The 22,570-nt window shown below is 71.5% G+C and carries 19 protein-coding genes; 18 read left to right on the forward strand and 1 reads right to left on the reverse strand.

Annotated elements, in window-relative coordinates:
* Positions 1-308: 308 nt before the first annotated feature.
* The 5 genes from ACG83_RS34020 (at position 309) to ACG83_RS34040 (ending at position 6,084) form a co-directional block, all read left to right on the forward strand.
* Entirely contained in the window at positions 309-2,093 is a 1,785-nt protein-coding gene (locus ACG83_RS34020; protein ID WP_054570392.1) for a serine/threonine-protein kinase, read from the forward strand.
* Positions 2,094-2,167: 74 nt separating this feature from the next.
* Positions 2,168-2,452: a hypothetical protein gene (locus tag ACG83_RS34025; RefSeq protein WP_054570393.1), complete on the forward strand. Its 285-nt coding sequence runs from the start codon at positions 2,168-2,170 to the stop codon at positions 2,450-2,452.
* Positions 2,453-2,793: 341 nt separating this feature from the next.
* Entirely contained in the window at positions 2,794-3,999 is a 1,206-nt protein-coding gene (gene mqnC / locus ACG83_RS34030) for a cyclic dehypoxanthinyl futalosine synthase (protein WP_054570394.1), read from the forward strand.
* Positions 4,000-4,115: 116 nt separating this feature from the next.
* Positions 4,116-5,288 (forward strand): adenosine deaminase, encoded by a 1,173-nt coding sequence (add, locus tag ACG83_RS34035; protein ID WP_054570654.1) that lies wholly within the window; start codon positions 4,116-4,118, stop codon positions 5,286-5,288.
* A 4-nt stretch (positions 5,289-5,292) separates the two neighbouring features.
* Positions 5,293-6,084, forward strand: a complete 792-nt coding sequence (locus ACG83_RS34040) for a demethylmenaquinone methyltransferase (protein WP_054570395.1) — start codon at positions 5,293-5,295, stop codon at positions 6,082-6,084.
* 381 nt (positions 6,085-6,465) lie between these two features.
* On the opposite strand, the gene ACG83_RS34045 is transcribed toward ACG83_RS34040, so the two are convergent.
* Positions 6,466-7,182: a dienelactone hydrolase family protein gene (locus tag ACG83_RS34045; protein ID WP_054570396.1), complete on the reverse strand. Its 717-nt coding sequence runs from the start codon at positions 7,180-7,182 to the stop codon at positions 6,466-6,468.
* A gap of 515 nt (positions 7,183-7,697) precedes the next feature.
* Between ACG83_RS34045 and ACG83_RS34050 the strand changes: the two genes are divergently transcribed.
* From ACG83_RS34050 to nuoL, 13 genes are all read left to right on the forward strand, one after another.
* Entirely contained in the window at positions 7,698-8,996 is a 1,299-nt protein-coding gene (locus ACG83_RS34050; RefSeq protein ID WP_054570397.1) for a geranylgeranyl reductase family protein, read from the forward strand.
* Between the two features lie 329 nt (positions 8,997-9,325).
* Entirely contained in the window at positions 9,326-9,688 is a 363-nt protein-coding gene (locus ACG83_RS34055) for an NADH-quinone oxidoreductase subunit A (protein ID WP_006539085.1), read from the forward strand.
* Positions 9,679-10,473 (forward strand): NADH-quinone oxidoreductase subunit B family protein, encoded by a 795-nt coding sequence (locus ACG83_RS48170; RefSeq protein WP_054570398.1) that lies wholly within the window; start codon positions 9,679-9,681, stop codon positions 10,471-10,473. The genes ACG83_RS34055 and ACG83_RS48170 overlap by 10 nt, the downstream gene beginning before the upstream one ends.
* On the forward strand, positions 10,466-11,155 hold the full coding sequence (locus ACG83_RS34065; protein WP_054570399.1) for an NADH-quinone oxidoreductase subunit C: 690 nt from the start codon (positions 10,466-10,468) through the stop codon (positions 11,153-11,155). Before ACG83_RS48170 ends, ACG83_RS34065 begins: the two co-directional genes overlap by 8 nt.
* Before the next feature lie 124 nt (positions 11,156-11,279).
* Positions 11,280-12,686, forward strand: a complete 1,407-nt coding sequence (locus tag ACG83_RS34070) for an NADH-quinone oxidoreductase subunit D (protein ID WP_054570400.1) — start codon at positions 11,280-11,282, stop codon at positions 12,684-12,686.
* Entirely contained in the window at positions 12,686-13,414 is a 729-nt protein-coding gene (gene nuoE, locus ACG83_RS34075; protein WP_054570401.1) for an NADH-quinone oxidoreductase subunit NuoE, read from the forward strand. Before ACG83_RS34070 ends, nuoE begins: the two co-directional genes overlap by 1 nt.
* 2 nt (positions 13,415-13,416) lie before the next feature.
* Positions 13,417-14,754 (forward strand): NADH-quinone oxidoreductase subunit NuoF, encoded by a 1,338-nt coding sequence (nuoF, locus tag ACG83_RS34080; protein ID WP_054570402.1) that lies wholly within the window; start codon positions 13,417-13,419, stop codon positions 14,752-14,754.
* A gap of 4 nt (positions 14,755-14,758) precedes the next feature.
* A complete protein-coding gene (locus tag ACG83_RS34085; RefSeq protein WP_054570403.1) occupies positions 14,759-17,191 on the forward strand; it encodes an NADH-quinone oxidoreductase subunit G in 2,433 nt (810 codons plus the stop codon).
* Positions 17,188-18,522, forward strand: coding sequence for an NADH-quinone oxidoreductase subunit NuoH (gene nuoH, locus ACG83_RS34090; protein WP_054570404.1), 1,335 nt, complete (start codon positions 17,188-17,190; stop codon positions 18,520-18,522). The genes ACG83_RS34085 and nuoH overlap by 4 nt, the downstream gene beginning before the upstream one ends.
* A gap of 3 nt (positions 18,523-18,525) precedes the next feature.
* On the forward strand, positions 18,526-19,125 hold the full coding sequence (gene nuoI, locus ACG83_RS34095) for an NADH-quinone oxidoreductase subunit NuoI (protein ID WP_054570405.1): 600 nt from the start codon (positions 18,526-18,528) through the stop codon (positions 19,123-19,125).
* Complete coding sequence (locus ACG83_RS34100) at positions 19,122-20,081, forward strand: NADH-quinone oxidoreductase subunit J (RefSeq protein ID WP_054570406.1); 960 nt, start codon at positions 19,122-19,124, stop codon at positions 20,079-20,081. Before nuoI ends, ACG83_RS34100 begins: the two co-directional genes overlap by 4 nt.
* Complete coding sequence (nuoK, locus tag ACG83_RS34105) at positions 20,078-20,377, forward strand: NADH-quinone oxidoreductase subunit NuoK (RefSeq protein ID WP_006539095.1); 300 nt, start codon at positions 20,078-20,080, stop codon at positions 20,375-20,377. The genes ACG83_RS34100 and nuoK overlap by 4 nt, the downstream gene beginning before the upstream one ends.
* Positions 20,378-20,584: 207 nt before the next feature.
* Entirely contained in the window at positions 20,585-22,570 is a 1,986-nt protein-coding gene (gene nuoL / locus ACG83_RS34110) for an NADH-quinone oxidoreductase subunit L (protein ID WP_054570407.1), read from the forward strand.

A 22,570-nucleotide genomic window follows, 5' to 3' on the forward strand; every position in this document is an offset into this window, starting at 1 on the left:
GCCAGGGCCGCGCCGAAGCCGACCTCCTGCTCGGCTTCCCCCACTTCCTCGGCTTCTCCGCGAGAACACGACCAGCGCGACCGTGCCGATCAGGCTACCGGTCGGCGCCGCGGCGTCGGAATGCGGACAGCGCACGGCCCTGGGGCCGCGGGCGCGTTAGCGTCGCGGTCGGCGGTGCGTTACATGACCCGTGTTCGGAGGTCTGTCATGGGCGCCGCCGAAGCGTGATGATGGCTGTGTTCGCGCGACGCGCGTGAACCGGGGCGCGTCGTTCGCGGCCGCGCCGACGAGCGGAGAGCGGGCGAGACGTGGCGGACCGATCGGCCCTCCGGTCGCAGGGAGAACCTCTGCACCCGGACGATCCGACGTCGATCGGGCGGTATGAGGTGATCGGCCGGCTGGGTGCCGGTGGCATGGGCCGGGTCTACCTCGCCCTCGACCAGCAGGGCCGCAAGGTGGCCATCAAGGTGATCCGGTCGGATCTCGCGGTGGATCCCGAGTTCCGGGACCGTTTCGCCGACGAGGTCGCCGCCGCGCGCCGGGTCGCTCCTTTCTGCACCGCACAGGTCCTCGACGCGGACCCGCACGCACGCCGCCCCTACCTGGTCACCGAATTCATCGACGGCGCCCGCCTCGACCGGGTGGTGGACGAATCCGGGGCGCTCCCGCTGTCGACCCTGCAGGGTGTGGCCGTGGGCGTCGCCTCGGCGCTGACCGCGATCCACGGCGCCGGCATCGTCCACCGCGATCTCAAGCCGAGCAACGTCCTGCTGTCCTACTCCGGCCCCAGGGTGATCGACTTCGGGATCGCCCGCGCACTCGACGCGGTCAGCGGGAGGACCCAGACCGGGCTGGTCCTGGGCTCGGTCGGCTGGATGGCTCCGGAGCAGATGGAGGGTACGGCGCCGGTCGGCCCGGCCACCGACGTCTTCGCCTGGGGCCTGCTCGTCGCGTACGCCGCGGCTGGTGATCACCCCTACGGCGACGGCACCTACCTGGAGATGTCGGAGCGGGTGCTCACCACCGAACCCGATCTGCGCCAGGTTCCGCCCGCGCTGGCCGGGATCGTCGGCTCCGCCCTGCATCGTGATCCGCGGCGGCGCCCGTCCGCGGAGCAGCTGCTGCTGCGCCTGCTCGGTGACCGCAGCGGTGCCAAGGCGAACCCCCGGGTCGCGGCCACCGAGGTCATCGACAACACCTGGCCCCGCAGCCGGTCCGCCGCCGCGGCAGCCGCCGGCCTCGGGCTGGGCGCGGCCGCCGCAGGCGCGGGTGCGGGTGCCGGGTACGGCGCCGGCGCGGCCCAGCGGCCGGCGCAGACCCGGGTCGCGGGCCCCGGTGACGTCAGCGGCCGTTGGTGGGAGGCGCCCCCGGATGCCGCCCGCGGCGGCTCGGCGGGGGCTGGCCAGGCATACCAGCCCGGACAGCCCGGACAGCCCGGACAGCCCGGCAAGGCCGTGCCAGGCGCGGGTGGTCCGCAGCCGGCGCGTCGACGCAAGGGCGGATTCGTCCAGTACGGCGACGAACCCGACCTGGCCCGGTCAGGTGCGCCCTACCCGGCGGGCTCGGCCGGCCCCGGGCAGGCCGCACCGCGCGCCGCCCGCCCGGCGCCGCCACCCGCACCACCCGCGGCCCCCTACTACGAGGACGCGCCGCGCTCGGCGTACCGCGACGCCCACCGCCCGCCCTACGGCGACGCGCACCGCCCGGCGCCGCCCGCGCCTCCGCCCGCACCGGAACCAGCTCCCTACCGTGAGCCGCGCCGCCCGCGGCGGCGGTGGCGGCTGCGGATCCCGTTCAAGCGGACGATCATCTTCGTGCTGATGGTGCTGCTCCTGCTGTCCGCGGCCGACCAGATCGCGACGATGGTGGACAACAAGCGCCAGCAGATCTGGGACAGGACCGTCACCTCGGTGCACGACTGGGTGGACGATCAGATCGACTGGTTCCGCGGCAAGGGCGACGAGGCGCGGGACCAGCTCCCGGGATCGAACGACCAGATCCAGATCCCGCCCGCGGGCGACGAGAGCCTGCGCGACCGGCTTCAGGACCTGCGCGGCGGCGTCTCCGACCTGCTGCCGACCGGTTCGGGGTGACCCGGGGTGCGGCAGTGTCCCGGCCGAACAGGGTTGTCGGCATGAACCGGGCCTGACGCAGGTACACCGAGGGTATGGCGAACTTCACCAGCAAGGTCCAGGAGCTGCTCCACAGCCCCAAGGCCCAGGAGATGGTCGACAAGGCCAAGACGGTGGCGAACAAGCCGGAGAACCGGGCGAAGTTCAAGCAGCTGACCAGCAAGTTCACCGGCAAGGGCCGGGGACCGGGCGGCGGCGGCTCGGCCGGCCAGGGCCACACGTCCAGCATGTCGAGCACGCCGAGCACCGGGCCCTCCGGTCCGATCGGCGGCGCGGGGCGCGGCTCCGGCGACAACCCGTCGGACTACGGTCCCTTTTGAGTAGTCGGGTAGTTCTTTGCGTAACTCGTGACGGCGGGCGGCCAGGCCTCGCCTCCGCCCGGTCGGTGCCCCGAAGCCCGGGATCCGCCCAGGGCGAACGTCGCGCGGCGGCTGCCGCCGGCTGCGGCTGCAGCTCGCTCGCGTTGCCACCGGACATGGGTGAAGGATTTTGGTCGTCCTGACGACCAAAATCCTTCACCCTTCACGAAACGATCCCGAGTCGGTCCGTGGCAGGTTTGTTACCGGTCGCAATCCTCGGGTTCTGCGCCGGTGGTGGGCCGCGGGGCCGACGTGCTCGCGATTCGATCGGTTCAAGCGGTACAGGTCGTACGATCTGACGGGTGAGCCTTGTTGATGCCGACGGTGAGTCCCCGGCGGGCCCGGCCCGCGTGGCTGACGGCGAGATCCGCGCCCTGCTGGATCGCGCGGCCGACGGTGGGCGGATCTCACCGGAAGAGGCGTTGCTGCTCTACACGTCCGCGCCGCTGCACGCGCTCGGCCTGGCCGCAGACACCGTGCGCCGCCGCCGGTTCCCCGACGGGATCGCCACCTACATCATCGACCGGAACATCAACTACACGAACGTCTGCGTGACCGCCTGCCGGTTCTGCGCCTTCTACCGGGCGCCGAAGCACGCCGAGGGCTGGGTGCGCGAGCTGGACGACATCGTGGCCAGGTGCGGTGAGGCCGTCGAGCTCGGGGCGACCCAGATCATGCTCCAGGGCGGCCACCATCCCGAGTTCGGGATCGAGTGGTACGAGCGGACGTTCGCCGGCATCAAGGCGGCGTACCCGCAGCTGGCACTGCACTCGCTCGGGGCCAGCGAGGTCGTCCACATCGCCCGGACGTCCGGGCTGGAGCACGCGGAGGTCATCACCAGGCTGCGCGACGCTGGGCTGGACAGTTTCGCCGGTGCCGGTGCCGAGATCCTCACCGAGCGGCCGCGGCACGCGATCGCCCCGCTCAAGGAGCCGGGCCATGTCTGGCTGTCGGTGATGGAGACGGCACACGGCCTCGGCCTGGAGTCGACGGCGACGTTCATGATGGGCACCGGCGAGACGAACGCCGAGCGCATCGAGCACATGCGGATGATCCGGGACGTCCAGGACCGCACCGGCGGGTTCCGGTCGTTCATCCCGTGGACGTACCAGCCGGAGAACAACCACCTGGGTGGCCGGACGCAGGCGACCACACTGGAGTACCTGCGGCTGGTGGCCGTCGCGCGGCTGTTCTTCGACAACGTCGCGCACCTGCAGGGCTCGTGGCTGACGACCGGCAAGGAGGTCGGGCAGCTCACCCTGCACATGGGCGCCGACGATCTCGGCTCGGTCATGCTGGAGGAGAACGTCGTCTCCTCCGCCGGTGCCCGGCACCGGACCAACCGCGCCGAGCTGATCCACCTGATCCGCTCGGCCGGGCGGATTCCGGCCCAGCGAGACACCCTCTACCGGCACCTGGTCGTGCACAGGGACCCGGCGTTGGACCCGGTCGACGACCGGGTGGCCTCCCACTTCTCGTCGACGGCCCTGCCGCTGGTGGCGAGCTGACCCCCGAGCGGGGCACCGCGGCGGAATCCGGGCCGGCGGTGTCCGCGCACCGGTCGGTGTCCGCGTCCGCGCACCGGTCGGTGTCCGAGATCGGTTCGGTGTCCGAAGTCGGGTCGGTGTCCGAGACCGGGCCGAAGATCGAGCTGCACGTCCACCTGGAGGGGACGGTGCGGCCCGAGACACTGCTCGCGATGGGCCGCCGCAACAACGAGGCGCTGCCGGCCCGCACCGTCGAGGGCATCGCCGAGCTCTACCGGTACCGGGACTTCGACCACTTCATCAAGGTCTGGGTCCTCACCACCCACGTCATGCGGACGGCCGACGACTTCCGGGAGGTCGTCGTCGACTACGCCCGCCGCGCGGCCGAGCAGGGCGCCGTGTACCTGGAGGGAATCTTCTCCCCCTGGTACCGGGTGCACCGGGGCGTGCCGTGGGAGGAGATCTTCACCGGCTACGCGGACGGCGCGTGCGAGGCACGCGAGCGGTTCGGGGTCGAGGTGCGGCTCACCCCCGACATCGACCGGGTGCTCCCCCCGGAGGCCGCGATGGACGTCGTGCGCTGGTCGTCGCGGTTCGTCGACCGCGGTGTCGTCGGGATCGGCCTCGGCGGCCCCGAGGTGGGCCATCCGCCGGAGCCGTACGCGCCGGTCTTCGCCGCCGCCGCCGACGCGGGGCTCGCCGCCGTCCCGCACGCGGGGGAGACGGCCGGGGCGGAGTCGGTGCGTGGCGCGCTGCACGCGCTGGGCGCGCGGCGGATCCGGCACGGCGTGCGCGCGCTGGAGGCCCCCGACCTGGTCGCGGAGCTCGTCGAGCGGAACATCGTGCTGGACGTCTGCCCGGTGTCGAACCTGCGTACCGGCGTTGTGCGCGACCTGGCCGACCATCCGCTGCCCGCGCTGGTCGCGGCCGGACTGCGCTGCTCGCTGGCCACGGACGACCCCGCGATGTTCGGTACCGACCTCGAACGGGAGTACGCGATCGCCGCGGGCCTCGGGGTGTCGCTGCGGGAGGTGTTCGCCGCCGGGCTGGCCGGTGCGCTCTGTGACGAGGGCACCCGGGCGAGGCTGGCGGCGGCCGCCGAGCACACCGACTGGGACCGGGCGCAGGCCGCGGCAGCCGCCGGCAGCGCCGCGGCGATCGCCGGCAGTGCCGGTAGCCCCGTGGTAGCCGGCAGCGGTGGTGACCGTGGCAGCGGTGGCGGTGGCGGCGACCGTGGCGGCACCACCGCGGCGGCGGTCGACCGCATCGGGGCACAGCAGGCACCGTCGATGGTGAGCACAGAGGGATGAACCAGTGAGCCGAGCGGGACTGGACAAGAAGCCCGACCAGGTGGCCGCGATGTTCGACCAGGTCGCACGGCGTTACGACCTGACGAACGCGGTGCTGTCGGCCGGCCTTGACCGAACCTGGCGGACGGCCACCGCGCGGGCGCTCGATCTGGCCCCCGGTCTGCGTGTCCTCGACGTCGCGGCCGGCACCGCGACGTCGTCGCGGGCGTTCGCGGACTCCGGTTCGGACGTGGTGGCCTGCGACTTCTCCCTCGGGATGCTGGCGGAGGGCCGTCGGCGCCTCGCCGACCGCGCGCGGTCGGCCGCCACGGCCACGACGGCCTCGGGCGCCGGTGCGGGTGCGGGTGCGGGTGCGGGCGGTCCGGTCGGCGGCCGGGTGCTGCTCACGGCGGGTGACGGTCTGCGGCTGCCCTTCGCCGACGAGTCCTTCGACCGGGTGACCATCTCGTTCGGGCTGCGCAACGTCGCTGCCGTCGACGTCTGCCTCGGCGAGCTGCTGCGTGTCACCCGGCCGGGCGGTGTGCTGGCGGTCTGCGAGTTCAGCCGGCCGGTGTGGCGGCCGGTGCGCACGGTGTACATGGAATACCTGATGCGCGCCCTGCCCGCGGTGGCGCGGGCGGTCAGCAGCAACCCCGACTCGTACGTGTACCTCGCTGAGTCCATCCGGGCCTGGCCCGGGCAGGCGGAGCTGGCGGAAATGGTCCGCTCGGCGGGGTGGACGAGAGTGAACTGGCGCAACCTCAGCGGCGGCATCGTCGCCGTGCACCGGGCGGTGCGGCCCGGCGGGCAGGACTGACCAGGCACCCTGACGGCCTGCCGCGGCCCTGCAGGAGCTGAGGATCGTGGTCGTTCTGTAGCCGGCCGCGGACTGACGCCGATCAGGATCGCTGGTTGGTGGACGGGGAGGTTCGCGCTCCATGGACGCGGCCGAACCTCCGAGCGCGGGATTGCCCGGTGGCCCCGTTTGGCGACCCGCAAGAGTGAATGATTTTGGTCGTTCCGGCGACCCAAATCCTCCTTTCTTGCGGGTCGCCAAACGACTCCGTACCCCTTTTATCCCTTTTGGGGCGAATTGCTGGCGCTGTGTGACGGCGTGGAACCAGCGGGATCCGGTGGGTCGCCGTGCGGCAGGTGGGCAGGGGCCGGGCGGCTGGGCTGGGCCGGCGGGGGTGCGGGGTTACCTGGGGACGTGGGCCTCCAGCCAGGCGAGGGTGCGGGCCCAGGCATCGTGGGCGGCCGCGGCGTCGTAGAAGTCCGGTCGGGCATCGTTGTGGAACGCGTGGCCGACCCCGGGGTAGCGCACGATCTCCGTGTCGACGTCGGCGAGGGAGACCGCCATTCGCAGGTGCTCCACCTGCTCGACCGGCGTCGACGGGTCGAGGTCGCCGTACAGGCCCAGCCAGGGGGTCTGCAGGCTGGTGGCGACCTCGAGCTGCGAGGGCTCCCCGAAGCGCCCGTCCTCGATCCCGCCCCCGTAGAACGTGACCGCCGCCGCGAGCGGGCGGTGGACCGCGGCGTGGAAGGCGATGCTGCCGCCCATGCAGAATCCGACGGCCGCGCTTCGGTCGATCGGCGTTCCCGACTCGGCGAGGACCATCAGCCCGGAGTCCAGGTCGTCGAGGATGTCGTCACCGGCCAGCCGCCCGCGCAGTGCGAGCGCCGCGCCGGCGTCCGAGTGGTCGAACACGGGCGATCCCTGCCGGTGGTAGAGGTCCGGGGCGACGGCCCGCCAGCCGGCGTCCGCGAACCTGCGGCAGACGTCGGTGATGTGATCGGTGAGGCCGAACACCTCGTGCACGATGAGCACTCCGCCGCGGACGGTGCGCGCGGGTTCCGCGATGAAGGCGGGGGTGGGGCCGTCCGCCGTGGTGAGGACGACTGTTTCTGATGTCATGGCCGCGTCGCTCTCCGAGGTCGGTGGGGCCGGCCGATCCGTGCCGGAGATGATCGGCGGGCTCCGGGTCAGTGGGGGCGTCGGTCCGTGAGCGCGCGGGCCAGCGCGAGGTATCCAGCTTTCGGGAACTACCCGGTTCAGATGGTCATGTCACCTCCTGGGCCGTGTCGGGCCCTGTCCGGCCGCGGTCGGGCCGTGCCGGCCCGCTCGGGTCGGGCGCCGTCGGGCGGGTCAGGCGCCGTCGGGCGGGTCGGGTCCGTCGCCGGGCTGGCCCGGACGGGCCAGAACGAAGGTGCCATCGGTTGCCGGGCTGTAGCGCTGTGTGGTCGCCCTGGGGTGTCGGTTGACTGTTCTTCCTTTCTGGAGGTCCTGGTTGGTGCCTCAGGGCCGGCCAAGGCCTACACTTCGGCGTGGCGCTCGTGAAGAATTTCACGAGCGCGCAAGCAGGGGATCTGGAACAAGGCCGGCGATCGGCCGACAGGCGTGGGAATCCGGAGCAGCGTGTGACCACAGGGATGGCGAAACGAGACGGCGCCCGAACGGACGACCGCCCCGACGCCGACGTCATCGTGGTGGGCGCGGGGCCCGGCGGGTCGGCGGCGGCCTACCACCTGGCCCGCACCGGCCTCGATGTGCTGCTGCTGGAGAAGAGCACCTTCCCGCGGGAGAAGGTCTGCGGTGACGGGCTGACCCCGCGTGCCGTGCGCAGCCTCGTCGAGATGGGGATCGACACCTCCACCGAGGCCGGCTGGCTGCGGAACAAGGGGCTGCGCATCGTCGGTGGCGGGGTGCGGCTCGAGCTGCCGTGGCCGGACCTCGCGAGCTGGCCCGACTACGGGCTCGTCCGGCCCCGCGCGGACTTCGACGAGATGCTCGCGCGACACGCCGTGAAGGCCGGGGCGCGGTTGCGGGAGGCGACGTCGGTGACCGGCCCGCTGCGCGACGAGCGCACCGGGCGGGTGATCGGGGTGACCGCCCGCTCGGGGGTGGACCGGGCGCCGGTGAACTTCCACGCGCCGGTCGTCGTCGCCGCGGACGGGAACAGCGCGCGCATCGCGCTCGCGCTCGGGATTCGCCGTCGGGAGGACCGGCCGCTCGGCGTGGCGGTGCGCCGCTACTACCGCAGCCCGCGTACCAACGACGACTTCCTGGAGTCCCACCTCGAGCTTTGGGAGGGCAGGCCGCGGGAGAGCCGGCTCCTTCCCGGATACGGCTGGATCTTCGGTATGGGTGACGGCACCAGCAATGTCGGCCTGGGCATGCTGAACACCGCGACCGCCTTCCAGAACACCGACTACCGGGACCTGCTGGAGCGGTGGCTGTCGCCGCTGCCGGAGGAGTGGGGATTCGGCGAGGAGAACGCGCTCGGGCCGGTCCGCGGTAGCGCTCTGCCGATGGCGTTCAACCGCACCCCGCACTACCAGGACGGTGTTCTGCTCGTCGGTGACGCCGGCGGGATGGTGAACCCGTTCAACGGTGAGGGCATCGCCTATGCGATGGAATCGGGCCGCATTGCGGCGGAGACGATCGTGCTCGCGCTCGCCCGGCACTCGGGGCCGGCCCGTGAGCGGGCGCTGGCCCGTTATCCGGAGATCATCCGGGAGACCTATGGGGGCTATTACACCCTGGGCCGCTTCTTTGTACAGCTCATCGGGAATCCAACCGTGATGGGCCTCGGTACCCGGTACGGACTGCCTCGGCCGACGCTGATGCGCTTCGTCCTGAAGATCATGGCTAATCTCACCGATCCGCAGGGAGGTGATGCCGCCGACCGACTGATCAACGCACTTACCCGGCTGACTCCCGCCTCCTGACTCCCGCCTCCGACGCCCGCCCACCGGCCCGCGACCCTCGACCCGGTCGAGTGAAGCGGATATTCGTCCGGGCCGCGGGCTACGGACGGAAGAGTGTTTCGGCCGCGATCCGCCCGTGCTCGGGTGGGTGCCGCGGCGTTGGTCGGGAGAACAATCCCGGTGCGACCGGGAAAAGAGAGGTCGCGTAGGCTGCACCCGCACTCACGCCGCTGGCCGGGGTGGGAGCGTGAAGTACCGGTTGGCCCGGGAGAGGCGCGTTACGGCGACCGCGCCCGGCGAACCGCCACCAAGACGTCCGCGCCAAACATTTAGAAGGAGAGGAGTTCGGCATGCTTGACAGTTATGTGCCGATCCTCGTTCTGCTCGCGATCGCGATGCTGTTCGCGGTTGGTTCCGTGGTGGTGAGCACCCTGGTCGGCCCGAAACGGTTCAACCGTGCCAAGGTCGACATCTACGAGTGCGGTATCGAACCCGAGCCGGTGCCGGCTGGGCCGCACCGGTTCCCGGTGAAGTACTACATCACCGCGATGCTCTTCATCGTCTTCGACATCGAGATCATCTTCCTGTTCCCGTGGGCCGTCGCGTTCGACAGCCTTGCGGTCTTCGGTCTCGGCGCGATGGTGTCGTTCATGGCGACGATCTTCGTCGCCTACGCCTACATGTGGCGCCGGGGGGGTCTGGAATGGGACTAGAAGAGAAGCTTCCCGGTGGGGTGCTGCTGACCACGGTCGAGATGCTGGCCAACTGGTCACGACGCTCCTCGCTGTGGCCGGCCACCTTCGGCCTGGCCTGCTGCGCCATCGAGATGATGTCGACCGGTGCCGGTCGGTACGACCTGTCCCGCTTCGGGATGGAGGTCTTCCGGGCCAGCCCCCGCCAGGCCGACCTCATGATCGTGGCCGGCCGGGTCAGCCAGAAGATGGCCCCGGTGCTGCGCCAGATCTATGACCAGATGCCCGAGCCCAAGTGGGTGCTGTCGATGGGCGTCTGCGCGAGCAGCGGCGGGATGTTCAACAACTACGCGATCGTGCAGGGCGTCGACCACATCGTGCCGGTCGACATGTACCTGCCCGGATGCCCGCCGCGTCCCGAGATGCTGATGGACGCGATCATCAAGCTGCACGAGAAGATCCTCGCCGGGTCGGTCGCGGGAAAGGTCGAGCACACGAAGATCGGCTCGGCGCCCTACGCCAAGCCCATCGAGGTCGCCACCGCCCAGGCCGGCCTGCCGGCGGGGGCGCTCGACACCCGTACGCTGTCGGTCAACGACCGCAAGCGTTTCAGCATCCCCGAGGGCGCACCGGCCCCGGCCGGCCTCGGCGCCGTCGAGCCCTCGCTGGATGCCCGCCGCCCCGCCGCGATCGCCCCGCCGTCGATCTTCGGCCGAGGCAAGCGGGTGCCGTTCGACGCGAAGCCGACCGACGAGTCCCGGGCCGGTGGTCCCGGCCCGAGCACGGAGACCCTGACCGATGACTGAGCTGGTTCCGGGCAGCGCCGGAGTGCCGGGGGGCCCGGGCGGCCGTCGCCGGGACGCCTTCGGTGCGCGCGGCAGCGGTGACACCTCCGGGTTCGGCGGGCTCGTGCCGCCGGTGCCCAGCCTGGCCTCCAGCGTCAGGCCGTTCGGGGACGACGCCGCGGACTCGGTGTACGACACCCTGGAGCGGGTCTTCCCCGAACTGGGTGACGCCGTCGAGCGCGTCGTGTTCGCGTACGGCGAGCTGACGATCCACGTGCGCCGCGAGCGGCTGCTGGATGTCGCCTGGACGCTGCGCGACGACCCGGGCCTGCGCTTCGAGCTGCTGTCGTCGCTGTCCGGGGTCGACTATCCGGACGACCTCACCGGCCGCCGCCTGCACTCGGTCGTGCACCTGACCTCGATGACCCACCGCCGCCGGCTGCGCGTCGAGGTCTCGGTGGCCGACGGCGACCCGCATGTGCCGAGCCTGACCCCGGTCTGGCCGACCGCGGACTGGCACGAGCGCGAGGCCTACGACCTGTTCGGCATCGTCTACGAGGGCCACCCGGGCCTGGCCCGGATCATGATGCCGGACGACTGGGTGGGCCACCCGCAGCGCAAGGACTATCCCCTCGGCGGCATCGCCGTCGACTACAAGGGCGCGCAGATCCCGCCCCCTGACACCCGCCGGAGCTACTCGTGACCGGGCTGCCGACCAGGCACCGCCCGGGTTGCCCGCCGGAGCGGGTGGAGGCCGAGGCCGCGACTGGTACAGCCGCCCATATCCCGGCTGGCAGGTACACCCGAGCCGACATCCGAGGTTCGCTATGAGCACGCACACCGAGACGCCCGTCGACGCCGCGGGCGGAATGGCACCCGGCGGTCCCGGCGGTCCGGCCGAGCCCGTCACCGGGGCGCAGCCCTACGAGGCAGGCTTCACCGAGTCGTCGGCCGGCCGCGTCTACACCGTCACCGGTGGTGACTGGGAGCAGGTCCTGGGCTCCGGTGAGTCCGACGGCGAGCGCATCACCGTCAACATGGGCCCGCAGCATCCGTCCACGCACGGCGTGCTGCGGCTGGTGCTGGAGATCGAGGGCGAGACGGTCACCGAGACCCGGATCGTCATCGGCTACCTGCACACCGGCATCGAGAAGAGCTGCGAGTACCGCACCTGGACTCAGGCGGTCACCTTCCTGACCCGGGCGGACTACCTCTCCCCGCTGTACAACGAGGCGGCCTACTGCCTGTCGGTGGAGAAGCTGCTCGGCATCACCGACGAGATCCCCGAGCGGGCGACCGTCATCCGGGTGCTGGTCATGGAGCTGCAGCGGATCGCCTCGCACCTGGTGTGGCTCGCGACCGGCGGTATGGAGCTCGGCGCCACCACCGGCATGATCTTCGGTTTCCGTGAGCGGGAGAAGATCCTCGACCTGCTCGAGCTGATCACCGGCCTGCGGATGAACCATGCCTACATCCGCCCCGGCGGCCTCGCGCAGGACATCCCGGACGAGGCGATCCCGCGGATCCGTGAGTTCCTCGTCGACATGCCGAAGCGGATCCGCGAGTACCACGCGCTGCTGACCGGCCAGCCCATCTGGAAGGCCCGGATGGTCGACGTCAACTTCCTCGACGCGGCCGCCTGCATCGCGCTGGGGACGACCGGCCCGGTGCTGCGCGCCGCCGGCCTGCCGTGGGACCTGCGCAAGACCATGCCGTACTGCGGCTACGAGACCTACGACTTCGACGTCCCCACCGCGCTTGAGGGCGACTCCTACGCCCGGTACCTGGTGCGGCTGGAGGAGATGGGCGAGTCCCTCAAGATCATCGAGCAGTGCCTGGACCGGCTGCGGCCCGGCCCGGTCATGGTCGCCGACAAGAAGATCGCCTGGCCGTCCCAGCTCTCGATCGGCTCCGACGGTATGGGCAACTCGCTCGACCACATCCGCAAGATCATGGGCACCTCGATGGAGGCCCTGATCCACCACTTCAAGCTCGTCACCGAGGGCTTCCGGGTGCCGGCCGGCCAGGTCTACACACAGATCGAGTCGCCGCGCGGCGAGCTCGGCTACCACGTGGTCAGCGACGGCGGCACCAGGCCGTTCCGTGTCCACGTGCGTGACCCAAGCTTCGTCAACCTGCAGGCCGTGCCCGCGATGACGGAGGGCGGGCAGGTGGCCGACGTGATCGTCGGAGTTGCCTCCGTGGACCCGGTGCTCGGGGGAGTTGACCGCTGATGCCACTGACCGAACAGACCCGGGCTGCCGCCCGCGAGATCATCGCGCGCTACCCGGAGGGGCGTTCCCGCTCCGCGCTGCTGCCCATGCTGCACCTGGTGCAGTCGGAGGAGGGGGCGGTCACCGCCCAGGGCGTGGACTTCTGCGCCGAGCAGCTCGGCCTCACCCACGCCGAGGTCGGCGCGGTCGCGACCTTCTACACGATGTACAAGCGCCGTCCGGTCGGTGACTGGCTGGTCTCGGTGTGCACGAACCTCTCCTGCCTGCTGCGCGGCGGTGAGGACGTCTACCAGCGGCTGTCGGCGAACCTCGGGGTCGGGCACGACCAGACCACCGAGGACGGCACGATCACGCTGGAGCACGCCGAGTGCCTGGCTGCCTGCGACTACGCGCCGGTCATGACGGTGAACTACGAGTTCTACGACCAGGTCACTCCGGATTCCGCCGAGGGCATCGTGGACGCGCTGCGGCGCGGTGAGCGCCCGGCGCCGACCCGCGGCGGCCCGCTGTGCACGTTCGCCGAGGCGTCCTTCCAGCTCGCCGGGTTCGCCGACCCGCGGCCCGACGGCGTCGCCGGCCCGGGCGTGGGCGACCCGTCGATCGCCGGGGTGGCGATCGCCGAGGCCGGCGGCTGGAAGCCCGAGCACGGCGTCGCCGGCGCCCCGCCGCTGACCCCGCTCCCGTCGACCGCGCCGCCGGCGGCCGCGCCGCAGACGAAGGTGAACTGACCATGCCTGTCACCCCGGTCCTCACCCGGCGCTGGAACGTGCCCGAGTCGTGGACACTGGCGACCTACGAGCGTCTCGACGGCTACCAGGGCCTGCGCCGGGCGCTGGCGCAGGCGCCCGACGACCTCATCAAGCTCGTCAAGGACTCCGGCCTGCGCGGCCGGGGCGGCGCGGGCTTCCCCACCGGCATGAAGTGGGGCTTCATCCCGCAGGGCGACGGCAAGCCGCACTACCTCGTCATCAACGCCGACGAGGGCGAGCCGGGCACCTGCAAGGACGCCCCGCTGATGAAGGCCGACCCGCACTCGCTGATCGAGGGCATCGTCATCGCCGCCTACGCGGTGCGCGCGAACCGGGCCTTCATCTACCTGCGCGGCGAGCTGATCCACGCCGCGCGCCGGCTGCGGGCGGCCGTCGCGGAGGCATACGAGGCCGGCTACCTGGGGCGGGACATCCTAGGTAGCGGTTTCGACCTCGACCTGGTGGTGCACTCCGGCGCCGGCGCGTACATCTGCGGCGAGGAGACCGCTCTGCTGGACTCGCTGGAGGGCCGGCGCGGCCAGCCGCGGCTGCGCCCGCCGTTCCCGGCGACCCACGGGCTGTACGCGTCCCCCACGGTCGTGAACAACGTCGAGACCATCGCCACGGTGCCCTTCATCGTGAACTACGGCGTCGACTGGTTCCGCTCGATGGGGCGGGAGCGGGCGCCGGGCCCGAAGATCTACAGCCTGTCCGGCCATGTGACCCGGCCCGGCCAGTACGAGGCGCCGATGGGCACCACCCTGCGTGAGCTGCTGGAGATGGCGGGCGGTGTGCTCGGCGGCCGGGAGCTGAAGGCCTGGACGCCCGGTGGCTCGTCCACCCCGCTGCTCACCGCCGACCACATCGACGTCCCACTGGACTTCGAAGGTGTGCAGGAGGCCGGGTCGCTGCTCGGCACGGCGGCGTTGATGATCATGGATGAGACCGTCGACATGCTGCCGGTGGTCCGCCGCCTGACCCAGTTCTACGCACACGAGTCGTGCGGCAAGTGCACCCCCTGCCGGGAAGGCACCACCTGGATGGTGCAGATCCTCTCCCGGATGGAGCGCGGCCACGGCGACTCCGACGACGTCGACACCCTCGTCGACGCCTGCGACAACATCTTCGGACGCGCGTTCTGCGCGCTCGCGGACGGCGCCACCTCGCCGATCGTCTCCGGGATCAAGCACTTCCGGAACGAGTTCCTCCCGATCACTCCGGTGGGGCCGTCGGGCTCCACCCCGTCCGGCTCGGCGAACGGCACGGCCGCTGCAGGCAAGGCCGCGGACACGCCGGGCGCCTACGCGGGAGCGCACTGAGATCATGACTGTCGCCCCAGAGAAGCCGGCCGCGCCGGCCGCCCCCGACCACGTCACGCTCACCGTCGACGGCCTCGAGGTGAGCGTGCCGAAGGGCACCCTGATCATCCGAGCCGCGGAACAGCTGGGAATCGAGATCCCGCGGTTCTGCGACCACCCGCTGCTGGACCCGGTCGGGGCCTGCCGGCAGTGCATCGTCGAGGTCGAGGGCCAGCGCAAGCCGGTCGCGTCCTGCACGACCACGGTCGCCGCGGACATGGTGGTGAAGACCCAGCTCACCTCGCCGGTGGCCGAGAAGGCCCAGGCGGGAACGCTGGAGTTCCTTCTCCTCAACCACCCGCTCGACTGCCCGATCTGCGACAAGGGCGGTGAGTGCCCGCTGCAGAACCAGTCGATGGCGAACGGCGCCGCCACCTCCCGGTTCAAGGAGACGAAGCGGGCCTACCCCAAGCCGCTGGCGATCTCCACCCAGATCCTGCTGGACCGCGAGCGCTGCGTGCTGTGCGCGCGGTGTACCCGGTTCTCCGCGCAGATCGCCGGTGACCCGTTCATCGAGCTGTTCGAGCGGGGCGCGGCCGAGCAGGTCGCCGTCAGCGACGGGCAGCCGTTCTCGTCCTACTTCTCCGGCAACACCGTGCAGATCTGCCCGGTCGGCGCGCTCACCAGCGCCGCCTACCGGTTCCGGGCCCGGCCGTTCGACCTGGTGTCGACGCCGACGTCCTGCGAGCACTGCGCGGCCGGCTGCTCCCTGCGCACCGACCACCGGCGCGGCAAGGTGACCCGGCGCCTCGCCGCCGAGGACCCGGCGGTGAACGAGGAGTGGAACTGCGACAAGGGCCGCTTCGCGTTCACCTATGCCCGCCAGGCCGACCGGCTCACCACCCCGCTGATCCGCGACGACAACACCGGTGAGCTGGTCGAGGCCAGCTGGTCCGAGGCGTTGGAGTACGCGGCCCGGGGGCTGGCCGAGTGCCGTGACCGCAACGGTGTCGGCGTCCTGGCCGGCGGCCGGCTGACCCGCGAGGACGCGTACGCCTACGCCAAGTTCGCCCGGCTGGCGCTGCGCACCAACGACGTGGACTTCCGTGCCCGCCCGCATTCCGCCGAGGAGGAGGCCTTCCTCGGCAGCGTCGTCGCGGGCACCGGGATCGGTGTCACCTACGCCGATCTGGAGGCCGCGCCCGCCGTCCTGCTCGTGGCGTTCGAGCCCGAGGAGGAGTCCGCCGTCGTCTTCCTGCGGCTGCGCAAGGCCGCCACCAAGCGCGGCACCGCGGTGCACGCGCTCGCGCCGCTGACCACCCGTGGGCTGCGCAAGCTGGCCGGCACGCTGATCCCGACGCTGCCCGGCGGCGAGGCCGCGGTGCTGGACGAGCTGGCAGCCGGGTCGTCGGCCACCGCCGAGGCGCTGCGCGCGCCCGGCGCGGTGATCCTGGTCGGCTCCCGGGCCGCCGAGTCGCCCGGTGCGCTGTCGGCGGCCCTGCGGCTCGCCGCGGCCACCGGTGCCGCGCTGGCCTGGGTTCCGCGCCGCGCCGGTGAGCGCGGGGCGGTCTCCGCCGGCCTGCTGCCGTCGCTGCTTCCGGGCGGGCGCCCGGTGGCGGACGTCGGCGCCCGCGCCGAGGTCGAGTCCTTCTGGGGCGCCCCGCTGCTCGGCGCGCCGGGCCGGGACACCGCCGGGATCCTGGCCGCCGCCGAGGCGGGCCGGCTCGACGCGGTCATCGTCGCCGGCGTGGACGCCGAGGACCTGCCCGACCCGGCCGGCGCGCTGGCCACCCTGGCCCGGGTGCCGTTCTGCGTGTCGCTGGAGATCCGCCGCTCGTCCATCGCGGCGGTCGCGGACGTGGTGTTCCCGGTCGCTCCGGTCGCGGAGAAGGCGGGCGCGTTCGTGAACTGGGAGGGGCGCCTGCGCCCGTTCCAGCGCGCGCTGGACACCCCCGCACTGCCCGACCTGCGGGTGCTGCACCTGCTCGCCGCCGAGATGGGCGTCGACCTGCTCCTGCCGGACGCGGGCGCGGCCGCGCGGGAGCTGAACGAGCTCGGCCGGGCCGGCGACGAGACCCACCGCGGCCAGCCGCCGACCGACATCGGGCTCGCCCCGGCGACCGCCGGGCCGGGGGAGGCGCTGCTCGCGACCTGGCACCTCAACCTCGACGACGGTGCTCTGCAGGCCGGTGAGACCTATCTCGCCGGGACCGCGCGCCCGCCGCGTCTGCTGCTGTCCGCGGCGACCGCGGCCGAGATCGGAGCGGTCGAGGGCCAGCCGGTCACCGCGAGCACGGCCCGCGGTTCGGTGACCCTGCCGCTGGAGATCACCGAGATGCCGGACCGGGTGGTCTGGGTGCCGACCCACTCGCCGGACTCCCACGTCCGCCGCTCGCTGGCGGAGCACGCCGGGGTGCTGGTCCGCCTCACCACCGACATCACCGGAGGCCGGGCATGACCGGGACCTCGACGCTCCTGCTCGCCGCGAACGTCGGCGACCCGGACACGTCCGTCCTCACCGACGACCCGTTCTGGCTCATCCTGCTCAAAGCGGTCGTGGTCTTCGGGTTCCTGCTCGTGATGACGCTGTTCTCGATCGTCTTCGAGCGCAAGGTCGTCGCGAAGATGCAGCAGCGGATCGGGCCGAACCGGCACGGCCCGCGCGGCTGGCTGCAGAGCCTCGCCGACGGCGTGAAGCTCATGCTCAAGGAAGACATCGTCCCGGCGCTGGCCGACAAGCCGATCTTCATCCTGGCGCCGATCATCTCGGCGGTGCCGGCCTTCGTGGCCTTCGCCTGCATCCCGTTCGGGCCCGAGGTGTCGATCTTCGGCGAGCGCACCCTGCTGCAGCTCGCGGACCTGCCGGTCGGCGTGCTGTACCTGCTGGCGGCCGCGTCGATCGGGGTGTACGGCCTGATCCTCTCCGGCTGGTCCAGCGGGTCGACGTACCCGCTGCTGGGCTCGCTGCGATCGGCCGCGCAGATCATCTCCTACGAGGTCGCGATGGGCCTGGCGTTCGTCGCGGTCTTCATCTACGCCGGCACGCTGAGCACTGCGGGCATCGTGCAGAGCCAGCACGACTGGTGGTACGTCGCGCTGCTCCCGTCGTTCGTCCTGTACGTCATCGCGATGGTCGGTGAGACGAACCGGACCCCCTTCGACCTGCCCGAGGCCGAGGGCGAGCTGGTCGGTGGCTTCCACACCGAGTACAGCTCGATCAAGTTCGCGTTCTTCTTCCTCGCCGAGTACATCAACATGGTCACCGTGTCGGCGATCGCGACCACGCTGTTCCTCGGCGGCTGGCAGCCTCCGCCGATCCCGGGGCTGTCCGGGCTGGACCACGGGTGGTTCCCGCTGATCTGGTTCGTCGCGAAGCTGCTGGCGTTCATCTTCTTCTTCATCTGGCTGCGGGGAACGCTGCCGCGGCTGCGCTACGACCAGTTCATGGCCTTCGGCTGGAAGGTCCTGATCCCGGTCGGACTGGTCTGGGTGTGCGCGGTCGCCACGTTCCGCGCCTACCAGCAGCACGTCACCGACCGGACGCCGTGGCTCATCGGCTTCGGGGTCGTGGTCGGCATCCTGCTCATCATCGCGATCATCGATCCGGGCGCGGCGAAGGCGGCACGGGAGCAGGAGGAGGCCGAGCGGGAACGGGCCGAATCGGCCCCGAGCCTGGAGAACATTCCCTGGCCACCGCCGTCCGGCGGCCCGGCGCGGGCGATGGCCGGGCTAGACAAGGGAAACACCACCGTCATCCCCGCGGGCGCCGGCCCGCGTCAGGAGAGCTGAACCATGGGGATCCTCGACCCCTACAAGGGTTTCGGCGTCACCTTCTCGACGATGTTCAAGAAGCCGACGACCGAGCAGTACCCGGAGTACAAGAAGGAGACGGCGCCGCGGTTCCACGGCCGTCACCAGCTCAACCGGCACCCCGACGGGCTGGAGAAGTGCGTCGGGTGCGAGCTGTGTGCCTGGGCCTGCCCGGCGGACGCGATCTACGTCGAGGGCGCGGACAACACCGACGAGGAGCGCTACTCCCCGGGTGAGCGGTACGGCCGCGTCTATCAGATCAACTACCTGCGCTGCATCCTGTGCGGGCTGTGCATCGAGGCCTGCCCGACCCGGGCGCTCACGATGTCGAACGAGTACGAGCTCGCCGACGACAGCCGCCAGGACCTGATCTTCACCAAGGAGCAGCTCCTCGCGCCGCTGCGGGAGGGGATGGCGCAGCCGCCGCATCCGATGTTCCTCGGCGAGAGCGAGACCGACTACTACACCCGCGACCCGGAGGCCCCGCTGCCCTGGCAGGTCGGCAGCGAGGCGCAGACGGGCGGCGGCACCGCGGCGGACGAGGCCTCGGCCCACGGCGCGGGTTCGGAGCGGGCGCGATGAGCCCGCAGATCCTCGCCCAGGCGGCCGAGATCACCAGCACGTCGAACGGCGAGGCCTGGACCTTCTGGCTGCTAGCGCCGGTGGCGCTGATCGCCGGGCTGGGCATGGTGCTGATGCGCAGCGCGGTGCACTCGGCGCTGCTGCTCGTGGTGAACCTGTTCTGCGTGGCGGTGTTCTACCTGCTTCAGGACGCGCCCTTCCTGGGCTTCGTCCAGATCATCGTCTACACCGGCGCGATCATGGTTCTGTTCCTGTTCGTGCTGATGCTGGTCGGGGTGGACTCCTCCGACTCGCTCGTCGAGACACTGCGCGGCCAGCGGATCGCCGCGGTGATCCTCGGCCTGGGCTTCGCCGGGCTGCTGGTCTTCCCGATCGGGCGGGCGATCGACGGCGGCAGCGCCGCGGGCCTCGACGCGGCGAACTCCGAGGGCAACGTCACGGCGATCGGGAAGCTGCTGTTCAGCGAGTACGTCTTCGTCTTCGAGGCGATCTCGGCACTGCTCGTCGTGGCCGCCATCGGGACGATGGTGCTCGGCCACCGCGAGCACACCGGCGAGAAGCTGACGCAGAAGGAGCGGATGCGCCGCCGCCTCACCGAGGGCGGCCCGATCACCCCGCGGCCCGGGCCGAAGGTCTTCGCGATCAACCCGGATCTGGAGCAGGCCGTGCGCGGCTCCGGGGAGCCGGCGGCCGTCGGCGGCCCGTCCCACGACGAGGGGCCGGACGCGAGCGGTACCGGTACCGGCGGCACCGGCTTCGGTGGTCCCGGCTCGTCCGGGCCTTCCGGTGGGCCCGGCTCCGGCGGGCCCGACGCAGGCGACTCCGGGTCGGGTGGCCCCCAGGCCGGCGGCGGCGGTCAGCATGTCAACGGCTCCGCCGTGGCGGAGGAGGCGGACGGCGCGAACGCTGTCGGCGAGGCGGCGCCGGTCGGCGCGGGCAGCGGGGGTGGCCGGTGAACCCGGCGAACTATCTGATTCTGGCGGGGCTGCTGTTCACCATCGGGGCGACGGGTGTCCTGGTCCGCCGCAACGCGATCGTCGTGTTCATGTCCATCGAGCTGATGCTCAACTCGGTGAACCTGACGCTGGTGACCTTCTCCCGGATCCACGGGACGCTGGAGGGCCAGATCATGGCCTTCTTCGTCATGGTGGTGGCCGCCGCCGAGGTGGTCGTGGGTCTCGCGATCATCCTGGCGATCTTCCGGACGCGCAGATCCGCCTCTGTCGACGACGTGAACCTGCTGAAGTACTGACGCTTTCGACGTACTCGGGACCCTTTTCGACGTATTCGGGCCTCCTCCAGGCCTGTCCCCGGCCGCCGCAGACGCGGCCGCGACCGGGACCTCCGGTCACGGAAGAACGGACGACACTGCAGTGACGCTTTGCGCAACAGGGGCGGCGCGGCCCGGACCACCTGCGGTGGCCCTGGCGCTGGCGCACGCGCCCGGAACCGGCCCACGATGAGCGCTCCCGCGGCCCTCCTCGCGGCCGAGGAGCACGGCGGTGGGGCCGTGCACTACGCCACCGCGTCCGGGGCGTTCTCGCTGACCTGGCTGCTCATCGCACTTCCGCTGGCCGGGGCGGCGATCCTCCTGCTCGGCGGGAAGCGCACCGACCGGTGGGGCCACCTGCTCGGCACGGCCACGGCGGCGGCGTCGTTCGTCGTCGGCCTGGTGCTGTTCTTCGGGCTGCTCGACCGCGGCGGCGACGACCGCGCGGTCTCCCAGCACCTGTTCAGCTGGATTCCGGTCAACGGCTTCCAGGTGGACGTCGGCCTGCTGGTCGACCAGCTCTCCGTCCTGTTCGTGCTGCTGATCACCGGTGTGGGCACGCTGATCCACATCTACTCGATCGGCTACATGTCGCACGATCCGGGCCGGCGGCGCTTCTTCGCCTACATGAACCTCTTCCTGGCGTCGATGCTGCTGCTGGTGCTGGGCAACAACTTCCTGGTCCTCTACGGCGGGTGGGAGCTGGTCGGCCTCTCCTCCTTCCTGCTCATCAAGTTCTGGGAGTACAAGCCCGCGGCGGCCACCGCCGCGAACAAGGCTTTCTACATGAACCGGGTCGGTGACGTCGGCCTGGCGCTCGCGATCATGTTCATGTTCGCCACCGTCGGCAGCACCAACTACGACGACGTCTTCGGCGCCGCCGCAGCGGACGTGATCGGGTACGGGACCATCAGCGCGATGGCGCTGCTGCTCCTGCTCGGCGCCTGCGGCAAGTCCGGCCAGTTCCCGCTGCAGGCCTGGCTCCCGGACGCCATGGAGGGCCCGACCCCGATCTCGGCGCTGATCCACGCGGCGACGATGGTCACCGCCGGCGTCTACCTGATCGTCCGCTCGGCTCCGATCTTCGACCAGACGCAGGCCGCGCGCACCGTCGTCCTGATCATCGGCGCCGTCACGATCATGATCGGGTGCATCATCGGGTGCGCCTACGACGACATCAAGAAGGTCCTGGCGTACTCGACGGTCAGCCAGATCGGCTACATGTTCCTGGCCGTCGGGCTCGGGCCCGCCGGCTACGCGCTGGGCATCATGCACCTGCTGGCGCACGGCTTCTTCAAAGCCGGCCTCTTCCTCGGTTCCGGGTCCGTCATCCACGCGATGGACGACGAGCAGGACATGCGCCGCTACGGCAACCTGCGCAGGTACATGCCGATCACCTGGATCACCTTCGGGCTCGGCTACCTGGCGATCATCGGCTTCCCGGGCCTGTCCGGCTTCTTCACCAAGGACCGGATCATCGAGACCGCGCTGGCCAAGGGCGGCACGAGCGGCTACGTCCTCGGTGGCGTGGCGCTGCTCGGCGCCGGGATCACCGCCTTCTACATGACCCGGCTGTTCCTGATGACCTTCCACGGCGAGGAGCGCTGGGCGCACGACGGGCCGGAGGCGAAGCACCCGCACGAGTCGCCGGCCAGCATGACCGGCCCGATGCTGCTGCTGGCGGTCGGCTCCGTGTTCGCCGGTGGTCTGTTCGTCCTCGGTGACTCGATGCAGAACTGGCTCGCCCCGGTGGTCGGCGAGCACGGCGAGGCCCATCACGACATCTCGCCGGCCGTGGTCACCGCGCTCACGCTGGTCGTCTCGGCCGGTGGTTTCGCCGGCGCCTTCCTGCGCTACCAGCTCCGCCCGGTCGAGGCCGTCGCCCCCACCGACGCCGAGGTCAGCGTGCTGACCGTCGCCGCGCGGCACGACCTCTACGCGAACACGATCAACGAGACCGTCGCCATGCGGCCGGGGCAGTACCTGACCCGCTTCCTGGTGTGGGCGGACAACGTCGGGATCGACGGCTTCGTGCGCGGCAGCGCGGCGGCCATCGGCGGACTGTCCGGCCGGCTGCGACGCACCCAGACCGGCTTCGTCCGGTCCTACGCACTGTCGATGTTGGGAGGTACCGTCCTCGTGGTCGGTGCTCTGCTGCTGACCAGGGCCGGCTGA

Origin of the sequence: Frankia sp. R43 (assembly GCF_001306465.1) — a bacterium.
GTDB lineage: Bacteria > Actinomycetota > Actinomycetes > Frankiales > Frankiaceae > Parafrankia > Parafrankia irregularis.